12 protein-coding genes are annotated in these 10,234 nt (G+C 71.2%); 7 read left to right on the top strand and 5 right to left on the bottom strand.

Annotated elements, in window-relative coordinates; translation table 11 throughout:
- Window positions 1–622: FAD-dependent oxidoreductase (locus G6R25_RS17410; protein WP_163553836.1), on the bottom strand; the 622-nt coding region annotated here is incomplete at its 3' end.
- Between the two features lie 179 nt (window positions 623–801).
- Here G6R25_RS17410 and G6R25_RS17405 point away from each other — a divergent pair.
- A complete protein-coding gene (locus G6R25_RS17405; protein ID WP_205447198.1) occupies window positions 802–1,398 on the top strand; it encodes a TetR/AcrR family transcriptional regulator in 597 nt (198 codons plus the stop codon).
- 57 nt (window positions 1,399–1,455) lie between these two features.
- On the opposite strand, the gene G6R25_RS17400 is transcribed toward G6R25_RS17405, so the two are convergent.
- Together G6R25_RS17400 and G6R25_RS17395 are read right to left on the bottom strand one after the other, a co-directional pair.
- A complete protein-coding gene (locus G6R25_RS17400; RefSeq protein ID WP_163553834.1) occupies window positions 1,456–1,938 on the bottom strand; it encodes a DUF1707 SHOCT-like domain-containing protein in 483 nt (160 codons plus the stop codon).
- A 101-nt stretch (window positions 1,939–2,039) separates the two neighbouring features.
- Complete coding sequence (locus tag G6R25_RS17395; RefSeq protein WP_235948848.1) at window positions 2,040–2,531, bottom strand: NUDIX domain-containing protein; 492 nt, start codon at window positions 2,529–2,531, stop codon at window positions 2,040–2,042.
- A 501-nt stretch (window positions 2,532–3,032) separates the two neighbouring features.
- Between G6R25_RS17395 and G6R25_RS17390 the strand changes: the two genes are divergently transcribed.
- Window positions 3,033–4,271, top strand: a complete 1,239-nt coding sequence (locus G6R25_RS17390; protein ID WP_419469374.1) for an ABC transporter substrate-binding protein — start codon at window positions 3,033–3,035, stop codon at window positions 4,269–4,271.
- Here the strand turns inward: G6R25_RS17390 and G6R25_RS17385 are convergent.
- A complete protein-coding gene (locus tag G6R25_RS17385; protein WP_163553833.1) occupies window positions 4,261–4,833 on the bottom strand; it encodes a TetR/AcrR family transcriptional regulator in 573 nt (190 codons plus the stop codon). The genes G6R25_RS17390 and G6R25_RS17385 overlap by 11 nt on opposite strands.
- A 67-nt stretch (window positions 4,834–4,900) precedes the next feature.
- Between G6R25_RS17385 and G6R25_RS30705 the strand changes: the two genes are divergently transcribed.
- From G6R25_RS30705 to G6R25_RS17375, 3 genes are all read left to right on the top strand, one after another.
- Window positions 4,901–5,254, top strand: a complete 354-nt coding sequence (locus G6R25_RS30705; RefSeq protein ID WP_419469372.1) for a DsbA family protein — start codon at window positions 4,901–4,903, stop codon at window positions 5,252–5,254.
- The gene (locus tag G6R25_RS29025) at window positions 5,181–5,906 is read left to right on the top strand and encodes a tetratricopeptide repeat protein (protein WP_268904173.1); all 726 of its coding nucleotides are present in this window, start codon (window positions 5,181–5,183) and stop codon (window positions 5,904–5,906) included. Before G6R25_RS30705 ends, G6R25_RS29025 begins: the two co-directional genes overlap by 74 nt.
- A 97-nt stretch (window positions 5,907–6,003) precedes the next feature.
- Complete coding sequence (locus G6R25_RS17375) at window positions 6,004–6,480, top strand: levansucrase (RefSeq protein ID WP_205447195.1); 477 nt, start codon at window positions 6,004–6,006, stop codon at window positions 6,478–6,480.
- Between the two features lie 16 nt (window positions 6,481–6,496).
- On the opposite strand, the gene G6R25_RS17370 is transcribed toward G6R25_RS17375, so the two are convergent.
- On the bottom strand, window positions 6,497–7,171 hold the full coding sequence (locus G6R25_RS17370; protein ID WP_163553832.1) for an SDR family NAD(P)-dependent oxidoreductase: 675 nt from the start codon (window positions 7,169–7,171) through the stop codon (window positions 6,497–6,499).
- A 147-nt stretch (window positions 7,172–7,318) separates the two neighbouring features.
- On the opposite strand from G6R25_RS17370, the gene G6R25_RS17365 reads away from it, so the two are divergent.
- Window positions 7,319–7,849, top strand: coding sequence for a MarR family winged helix-turn-helix transcriptional regulator (locus tag G6R25_RS17365; RefSeq protein WP_163553831.1), 531 nt, complete (start codon window positions 7,319–7,321; stop codon window positions 7,847–7,849).
- A gap of 157 nt (window positions 7,850–8,006) precedes the next feature.
- Window positions 8,007–10,166 carry a hypothetical protein gene (locus G6R25_RS27620; protein ID WP_235948844.1) on the top strand — a complete coding sequence of 720 codons (2,160 nt, stop codon included), beginning with the start codon at window positions 8,007–8,009 and terminating at the stop codon, window positions 10,164–10,166.
- Window positions 10,167–10,234: the final 68 nt, after the last annotated feature.

The following is a 10,234-nucleotide window of genomic DNA, read 5'->3' as shown; positions in this document are numbered from 1 at the left end:
ACTCCTCGATCAGACTCGTGATCCTTTTTTGGCTTCGGCCGGGTCGGACCGTGTCCACGATCGCCGCGGGGAGGGACAGGTTCTTGACCCGCTGCGCCGCCCAATCGGCCGGCATCTCGCTGACCGGGATGCCCCATACCTTCTCCGTGTATGTCTTGAAGAAGGTGCGGTAAAGTCGCCAGCCAAACCTTGCGACTAGCCAGGACTCGTAGTTGGCGTTCTCATCCCGCGGCGGCCGGATGCGCGCACGCAGGTAGGAGCCGATGGCGAGGGTCGCCTCCCCGGGGCCGAGATTGCGCAGGGCGTTCAGAGGCCGCAGGGGATAGTCATAAAGCTTTCCCCGGTAGTAGATCCGGCTCATCCGGGGACGGAGCAGGAAGTCATCCTTGGAAAGGATCTCATGCCAGAGCGAATCGACTCGGGCCACCTTGGTGAAGAACCGATGCCCACCGATGTCGAAGCGCCAGCCGTCACGCACGACGGTCCGGCTGATCCCGCCGACCACGTCGTCGGCCTCGTACACCGAGACGGGCGCGCCGCGACCCGCGAGCTGGTAGGCGGCTGTAAGTCCGGCTGGGCCGGCCCCGATGACCACAGTGTGGGGCACTTCGGCTGTGGGCACGCAGATCTCCTTGATCGATGGTCTGGTCGACACACGATCGCCATCCTCGGCAAGAATAGACGATTTTGCCTAGAACCTTGGACAAGATTGTCCAAGGTTAGCCTGGGTGGGTGTCAGACGACGCAGCCAGGTCCTCCCGGCCTGTTCCATGTGGACTTCCCGCCAAGCGGGAGGCGATCATGGAAGCGGCGCTGCGTCTGTTCGTCCGCCAGGGGTACGCGGCCACGACCCTCGACGACATCGCGACGGCGGCACTCACAGCGCGGCAGACCGTCTACAACCACTTCGGGGACAAGGAGACGCTGTTCCGCGCGGTCGTCGACGAGCATCTGACGGCCACCCTCGGCATGCTGCAGACAGCGGCGGTGGGCTTCCACGGGCGCCTACCCGACGCCGAGACCTGCCTCAACGATCTCGCCCGCCGGCTGCTCGCCATCGCCCGCAACCCGCGCGCCGCCTCGCTGCGCCGACTCCTGCAGACAGAGGGCGAGCGCCAGCCGGAGCTGCTCGCGCTCTGGCGCGACCAGGTCGCGGCGCGGGTGTTCGCTGAGGTGACCGGCCTGCTCGCTCGCCTGGCGCACGGCGGTGGGCTCTACCTCGACGATCCGACTCGTGCGGCGGGCCAGTTCATCGCGCTCGTCTGGGGAACCGGCTGGCAACTGACGGCGCTTGGCGCCGTCGCCGGCGCCGCCTCCGCCGACCCGGACGAGCAGGAACTCGACGCTGCGCTGAGATCCTGCGTCAGGCTGTTCGTCCGTGGCTACGGCCAGCCCTGATCGCGCCACCCCGCGGCGAAACACTCGCCGGCAGGATCTGTCAGAGCGACGGGATACTCAGTGGTTCCGACACCGGCGAGGTCCCGGCGCGTGGTGATGGCGGTGGTGCGCTTTGCCTGCGATCATCCCGACCACGATGAGGGGCCAGGGAAACCACATGGCGCCATGCGTCAGGATCGGCAATATCAGGAAGAGGGCGAGGATCGCGACCGGGATCACGGCGTGTGGCGAGCCGGCCAGCTCGAGCCCGTGTAGTCGATCGCGCAGGCCGGGATGCTGCGCCGGCGGCGCGGCGGGTTGCGGCCTGGGCTGCAGGTCCGTCGTGAGCGGGGCGAGCTCGTCGAGGGTGCGGGCCGCGTAGGCGCGGGCCAGCCGCTCATCCGCCTCGTCCAGGGTGAGCTGCCCGGTGCCGGCCGCCCAGGCGAGCCAGTCGGCGGTGCGCGTCCGGTCCGCGTCGGTGGCCCGTACCGCGCCGGTGGCCCTTGCAACGTCGTCCGGTCCGTTCTTCGAGGTGTCGAGATCCCGTGTGTCGTCCGTCATCGCCGCTCCTCCGCTGGAGGTTGCACCACCCATTCCACGGTATGTCGGATGTCCCTGCTTCGCTGCGGGTGCAGCCAAGCAGGCTGCCGGTGGCCTGCTTCTCAGTCCGCCGGGTGGGGCGGGGTCCTTGGCGGCCAGCCGGCCCGGGAGAAGTGTTCGCCCTGGACATGCAGGCGGACGATCTCTCTGGTGTAGGGCAGTGTCCGCTCCGGTAGCTCGTTGGGCGCGCACCACTGCAGCGCCGAGCACAGCTCGGGCTCCCGGATGGTCGGCTCACCTGCCCACCGGGCGACGAGGAAGCCGAAGCCGATCCGGGCGCCGCTGTCCGGGGGCAGGGCGTGGGTGACGCCGACGAAGGCGACGTCGTCCTCCTCGACCCGGAGCCCCAGCTCCTCGTCCAGCTCGCGGACGGCCGCGGTCACCACGTCCTCGTCCGGCTCGAGACGTCCGCTGGGCAGCGCCCACCGCCCGCTGCCATAGATGTCGCCTGCCCGCCGGGTCAGCAACAGCCGACCCTCGCGGACCACCAGCAGCAGCACGTCCACAGGCGTCCGGTGCTCGTCGCGGACAGCATGCCCTCCGTCTCCGTTCACCCCGTCGACGTTATCCGCCGTCAGCAGCCGAGGATCATCAGCGATCTGTTTGAGATGCACGCACGGATGCCGCACTGATCCGTTCGTGGCGGACGTGGTCGTCGAGGAGCGCCACCAGGACGACTGCTCTGGGCGGGGTCGGCTGTAACGCTGATCACGTGTCTCGGGAGAGTTCAGACATTTGGAGCCATCGATGGTTAAATTCCGAATCATCCCTGTCTGGACGGTAATCGGAAAACGAACTGGTGGCCGGTAGGTGAATGACAGGGAACGGGGACTCGACGTTTCCGGTGAATCTTCTTCCCGATTGATCTGTGTGCGCCTGCCGCGTGTAGGTGGCGACATCCCGATGACGGCTGCTTGGTATGGTTCGCTCCGTTCTCTGCCTTTCTGATCGAGCCGTGGACCGTCACCCCGTGATGCATGTGGCGATGCCAGACCCTCCACCGCCCGTTCTCGGGTCGCGTCCTCTTCTGTCGCGACGACCGTTCAGGGGTTCTCGTGTTCTCGCGCCACCGGACATCCACACGTCGCTGCCCGCGTGCCTGGGCAGTCGTCACCGCAATTGCCGTTGCGGGGGTCACGCTCGTGGGATGCGGGCCGGGCGACACGTCGTCGGTTGCGGCCTGCGCCAGCCCGGGGGTGAGCGGTGACCGGATCGACCTCGGCGTCCTGTATCCCGACTCGGGGCCGGTCTCGCCGATCTTCGAGGCGGCGCGGGCGGGGATCGACGCGCGGCTCGGGGCGGTGAACGCCGCCGGCGGGGTCAACGGGCGCCGCGTCGTCTACCAGTGGCGCGACGACCAGGGCTCGCCGCTGACGAACGGCATCGCCGCGCGTGACCTCGTCGAGCAGCGGCGGGTCTTCGGCGTCGTCGAGCTGTCCGTCGCGGCGTCGGGCAGCGCCGGCTACCTCGCCCAGCAGGGCGTTCCGGTGACGGGCCTGGCCTCGGAGCAGGTCTGGTCGCAGGACCGGAACATGTTCGCCGCCACCACGGCCACCGACGCGGCCGTCGACACCCAGGGCCGGTTCGTTCGGGACCAGGGGGGCAGCCGCGCGGTGATCCTGCAGACCGCGCTGTCGGCGGGCGTCTCCGCCACGGCCTCGACGTATGCCCGCAGCCTGGCGGCGGCCGGCGTCCAGGTCCTGGGTACGGTCACCTTCACCACGGGCGTCGACGATCCGGTGGCGGTCGCCCGGCGGATCGTCGCAGCCCGCGCGGACACGATCGTCGGCGTCATCGAGCCGAAGGACCTCGTCGCCGTCCTGGCCGCGCTGCGCGTCGCGGGCCACAACCCGAAGGTCGTACTGTCCGCCAACGGGTACGACCATGCGTTGCTGCGTGCTGTCGGTCCGCAGGCGGCGGGAATCTCCGTGCCGGTGTTCTACCGGCCTTTCGAGATCGGCGGACCGGGGATCAACGCCTATCTCGCGGCGATGCGTCAGTTTGCGCCACAGGTCGCCCAGCCCGAGCAGGATATTGCGGTGATCTCCTACATCAGCACCGACATCTTCCTACGCGGTCTGCAACTCGCCGGGAGCTGCCCGACCCGGCAGGGATTCATCGACGGCCTGCGCGCGGTGAACAGTTACGACGCCGACGGACTGATCAGCACCATCAGTTTCCGGGACGGCGCCGCCCGCCCCAGCACGTGCTATTCCTTCGTCCAGGCCAATGCGGCCGGCAGCGGGTTCGTCGTGGTGGAGCCGAACCTCTGCGGCCACGAGCTCAGCCCCTGACCGCGCCGCCGGCCATCAGCCGCCAGGTCGCGTTCGCCGCGTCGGCGGCCGAGCCGGGCAGGCCCGCGCCGATCCACTGCGCGATGACGCCGAGCAGCGCGCCGGCGAGGTAGGCGGCGTGCAGCTCGGGCGGCACGCCGGCCGAGACCGTGGGCCGGGCGCCGGCGCTGAAGCGGGCGAGCAGTGCCGCGGCCAGCTCCTCGCGTAGACGGACCGCGAGGGAAACACTGCCCTCGGCGCCGAGCGCTCGCGCATACAGCGGCGCGTGCTCGGCGATGTGGGTGAACAGGTCGACCAGCGGGGCGGGGGCCGACTCGGGCGGGGCGTCGAGTGGGCAGAGCCCGGCGAGGCGGGTGACGGTGGCGACGGCGTCGCCCATCGCGTCGGCGGCGAGCGCGTCCAGATCGGGGTAGTGCAGGTAAATGGTGGCCCGGTTGATCTCCGCGCGCCGGGCGACCTCGGAGATCGTGATGGCCGCCAGGCCGCGTTCCGCGGCGAGTTCCAGAAAGGCCGACCGCAGGTAGGACCGGGTTCGGTGGGCCCGCGGGTCGTTGACGTTCACGCGCATCACCGTACGACAGCCGTCGCTTGTACGACGCCTGTCGACTAATCGACGACTGTCGCTTAGCATGCCTGGCATGCGAGTCGAGATCTGGGCCGACGTGGTGTGTGCCTGGGCCTACATCGGCAAGCGCCGCCTCGAGCGGACGCTGGCCGACTGGTCGGGCGAGGACGTGGACGTGGTGTGGCGGCCGTTCCGGATTGACCCCACGGCGCCGGCCGCGGCCGTGCCGTTGGCGCAGGCACTGCGTGATCCGGTCGTGGCCGGCGCGCTGAGCCGGTGCGGTCCCCGACGCGTCGCCCGCGGCGGGCCGGGAGCGGGCGGCACAGGTCGCCGCCGAGGTCGGACTGGGGTCGCCGTGGGGCGCTGCCTGGCGGGTCGATCCGACCGACGCCCATCGCCTCATCGCACTCGCTTATGACCACGGCGGTTCGTCATTGCAGGACGCCGTCGTCGAGGCGGTGCTGCAGGCGCATTTCGTCGAGGCCGCCGACATCAGCGACCGCGCGGTCCTGGGGGCTCTTGCGGTCGCCAGCGGCTTTCCGGCCGGTGCCGGCCTGCTTGCCGGCGACGCGGGCCGGGACGCCGTCCGGGATCTGTTGCTGGAAGGCAGGGCGCGGGGCGTGACGACATCTCCGACGATCCTCGTGGGGGAGCGGGCGATGGCCGGGGCGCAGCTTCCCCAGGTGATCGCGGAGTTCCTGCGGCGTGCCGGTCGGGCGGCGGAGCCGGCACGGGAGACGCCGGCGGAGGTCCGCCGCTACCGCCACGCCGAGTCGTTGCTGGAGCTGCGTGATCCGCTCGGTGCGCTCACGCTGCTCGGCCCGCTGCTGGCCGAGCACGGCGACGACCGCGGGGTGCGCCTGCTCGCCGCCCGCGCCTGCTACGCCTCCGCGCAGCTCGGCCGGGCCCGACACCTGCTGGAGGCGCTGGTCGACGAAACTCCCGACGATCCCTACGTCCACCGGCTGCTGGGCCGCACACTGCAGCGCCAGAGCGCCGGCGGACCGGAGGGCGCCGCGCACCTGCGCCTGGCCGCCGCGCTGGCACCATCGTCAACGATGGTGCCTTGACGGTCGCCTTCGCGACACGTGCCTGATGGGCCGGCTGCGGTGCGAAAGGCTCCTCGTCATGGTGGACTAACAGGTCGCTCGGGAGTATCTGGCTTCGGTGGAGGGCCGGCTGGCGGCCGACGCCTGTGGTCCGCGCTGGGAGGACTGGTCCGGGACACCGGTTCTCGTCGGTCGGCGCGCGGACTTCCGGCTGCAGTGGATGGAAACCAGGCTGCACCTGTTCACCATCGCCGCAGCCGTTCCCGAGATCACCGTTGCCACCATCGAGACCTTCACCGCGCAGGCGCTGCACTACGCCAAGGCGAACAAGGGCGGGCTGCCGGTGGGGATGCAGACCGGGGTCGCGGTGTTCCCCCTCCTGGTCGGCGGCCGTGTCGACCCGGCCGCCACGGCATGGGCCGTGGACCGCCAGCGAGTCCAGTTCGCCTGCGCGGCGCGTCCCGTGGTCGCCGACGCGGCACAGCGGCGGGTGGGTTTCTTTCGCGGCCGGCCGGTCATCGGACGTCTGTACGCGTCGCACCTCATCGACAAGGGCGAGCGCTACTTCGACTGCCCGGGCTGGACCCTCGGCTGAGCTCAAAGGACGGAGTTCAAAGGGTCGAGTAGAGCCGCTCGGCCTGGTCGCGCTTGGTGTACAGCTCCCAGTAGATCTCGGCGATCGTGTCCGCCTGGGTCTCGGGGCCACCGCGGCCGATGAAGGTCGCGAGCGGCACGTGGGCGGCGTACACACCCTTGTCTGCGAGGGAGGCGTTGAGCGCCAGCACCCAGTTGCGCAGCGCGGCGGTCGCGAGGCCGATGTTGCCCATCCGGGGAAAGACCAGCGCGGACGAGGCCCCGGTGGTGACCAGCAGTGTTCCGGTGCCGCGCTCGATCATGCCGGGCAGCACGTGCTGGATGGCGGTGACCGCCCCGTAGACGTAGTACTCGATCTCCGGCTGGATGCTCTCCACCGTCACGTCGAGCGCCTCGACGATCGGGTTCACGGCATTTTGCCGCCCGGCCGGCGCGGGGGAGTACTCCAGCACGTCGATCGGGCCGAGCTGCGCCTCGGCGCGGGTGAGCGCGTTGACGAGGGCCGGCCGGTCGAGGACGTCGGCGGCGAACCCGGCCGCCGTGACGCCGTCCTGGGTGAGCTGGCCGACGAGGTCGTCGAGCTTCGCCTGGTTGCGGGAGAGCAGCGCGACGGCGAAGCCCTCCCGGCCGAAGCGGCGCGCGATGGACAGCCCGAGTCCGGGCCCGGCTCCGACAATGGCGATGGTCGGCATATGCCTTCTCCTTGCGTCGTGGAAGCGGTGCGGCATGGTAAGCGGTGCGGCGTGGGGAGCCGCGGGTCACTATAGCTGATGCTCCGAACTCGGAACGTCCGAGATGGGAGCATCCTGACCCGGGCAGTATTCGATAGGGTCACACCCGTGCCCGCATCGTCGCCTCCCTCCGCGAAGCTGCCGGTGGAGCCGTCTGCGACGCCTGGTGCGGGCCGGGCTGTCGAGTCGCAGCTTGCCGAGTCCCAGGCCGCGGACCTCACCTGGTTGCTGAACCGGGCGGCCGCGCGCATGCGCGGAGAGCTCGACACGGTCGCCCGCGGGCACGGCCTCGCCGGCGTGCGCGACTGGATCGTGCTGACCGCGCTCGGCGTCGAAGGCGGCCGCACCCAGCTCCAGCTCGGCCGGGAGCTCGGCGTCGACAAGACCACGCTGACGTCGCTGCTGGATCGGCTCGAAGGCGACGAGCTCGTCGTTCGTCGCCTCGACCCGCGCGATCGGCGCGCCCGCATCCCCGAGGTCACCGCGGCGGGGCGGCGGCTGCAGGCGCGCATCGCCGCGGCTCGTGACGAGGCCGAGGCCCGGCTGCTCGCCGCGTTCAGCCCGGACGAGCAGCGCCTGCTGCGCGCGTTGCTCACCCGGCTTGCGGATTCCACGGCCGGCTCCGGCCCCTGCCTGTGAGAGCCCCCGGACTCCGACCGGCAATCCGCCGCTTTCGTCTCCTGCTGAGCGCCGCCTGATGCTCGTAGGCCGCGGATGGAACAGTTCGCCGGTGGGCAAGGTTGTGAAACGCAACACCAGCGTTCCATCGTGGCCCCAGGAGATCGAGGAGATCAACGTGACCGAGTACGGACTGCGGGTCGGCCGGGCGGAACTCGGCTCGGCGGGCCCGATCACCTTCGGCCCGGCAGGGATCCTGTTCCTCGCCGACAACGCCGCGGCGACCGTCTTCGCGGTCGACGTCAACGACCCGGGCCATCCTGCCGGGTCGGGGCCGTTCGAGCTGGCCGACGTCGATGCGCGGGTCGGCTCGCTGCTGGGCAGCGACGCGGCTGACATCGCCATCCGCGACCTCGCCGTCCACCCCGACTCGGGCAACATCTACCTGTCGGTCCAGCGTGGCCACGGCGAGCAGGCCCAGGCGGTGCTGGTGCGCATCGACCGGGCAGACGCCTCGATCAGCGACGTGCCGCTCACCGACGTCCCGGTCGCGTCGGTGGTGATCGCCGACGCCCCGGTCCCCGACGACGAGCGCGTCGACGTCATCCTGCCCCTCGGCGACGAGGGCGCACAGATCACGGTCGGCTCCCGCACGATCCGCATCCTGCGCCGCCCGATCCACACCTCGACGGTCACCGACATCGCGTACGTGGATGGGGCGCTGCTGGTCGCCGGCCTGTCCAACGAGGAGTTCTCCTCCAAGCTGCGGCGGATCCCGTTCCCGTTCACGGACGGCGCCGGCGCGGCGGGCAACAACCTGGAGATCTTCCACGTCTCGCAGGGGAAGTGGGAGACGGCGGCGCCGATCCGCACCTTCGTGCCCTACGACGGCGGCCGCGCCATCCTCGCCAGTTACACCTGCACGCCGGTCGTGCACTTCCCGCTGGCCGAGCTGGTCCCGGGCACCAAGGCGGTCGGGCGCACCGTCGCCGAGCTCGGCGCGATGAACCAGCCGCTGGACATGGTCTCCTTCGTCCAGGGCGGCGAGGAGTACCTGCTCGTCGCGAACACCTCGCACGGCCTGATCAAGATTGCTCGCCGCGACATCGACGCCCAGGCCCCGCTGACCGAGCCCACCGAGCCGGTCGGGGTGCCGCGGGAGACCGCGGACCTGCAGGGCATCACCAGGCTTGCGAACCTCGACGGCGAGCACATACTGGCCCTGCAGACCGATCCCGAAGGGCGGCGGCATCTGCGCTCGTTGAAGTCCGCCTCCCTTGTAGGCGGGCGGGGCCGTACAGCGGGCGGGCGGCAGGCGGGCATGGTCGACCAGAGTGGGGTCACCGCGGCGTGGTCGCGGTACGGCGAGGCCGACTGCATCCGGCTGGTCGGGCTGGCGCCGCGTGCGCAGGTGCGGATCCACCCGGCCACCGCCGTCGTGCTCGGCACGGCCCCACCGATGGCCGGCCGGCTGCTCCGCGACGGCCCCGACACCTGCTTCCTGCCGCGCTTCCCCTTCCTCGACGGCACCGCGTACATCGTCACCGTCGACGGGTCGGTCGTGGCCGAGCTGACCCGCGCCCGCGCCGACGAGGCGGCCACCACCGAGGTGCTCGCCATTTACCCGAGCGCGGCGACCGTGCCACGCAACCTGCTGCGCGGCTACGTCTGGTTCAGCGCGCCGATGAGCGAGGGGCAGGCGGCGCCCCACGTGCGGCTCGTCGACGACGCCGGCGATGTCCTGGCCGGGGCGCTGCTGGCGACCGACCAGGAGCTGTGGGACGCCGGCCGGCGCCGGCTCACCGTCTTGCTCGACCCGGCCCGGATCAAACGCGGCCTCGCGCCGCACCGAGAGGCCGGTTACCCGCTGCGGTCCGGCGTGCCGTTGCGGCTGGTGGTCGACGACGGGTTCCGCGACGCCCGCGGCCGCCGGCTGCGAGCCGGGGCCGATCGGCGCTGGCAGGTCGCCGACGACGAGCGCCGCCACGTCGACCCGAACGCCTGGGCCCTGCACGTTCCGCCCGTCGGCACCGCCGAACCGCTTCGGCTCGGGTTCGACCGGCCGCTCGACCACGGCCTGGTGGCCCGCTGCCTGCGCGTCGCCGGGCCCGATGGCCGGCCCGTCGAAGGCGTCGCGGACGTCGGCGCCGAGGAGCGGTCGTGGCGGCTGACCCCCCGACACGGCTGGGCGCCCGGGCCGCACCGGCTCGCCGTCGATCCTGTCCTGGAGGATCTGGCGGGCAACTCCGTCGGCCGGGTCTTCGACCGGGACCTCGCCCGCCGGACGGACGACCCCCGCGGCGCCCGTCCCGTCGAGGTGACGTTCCACCCGGCCTGAACCCGGCGTCAGGGGTATGAGCGTCCGCCGGCACCGACCGGGGCGGCACGGGAACCGGTGGACCGACA

The sequence above is a fragment of the Candidatus Frankia alpina genome (assembly GCF_902806485.1).
Lineage (GTDB): Bacteria > Actinomycetota > Actinomycetes > Frankiales > Frankiaceae > Frankia > Frankia alpina.
This window is presented reverse-complemented; position numbering and strand designations above follow the sequence as displayed.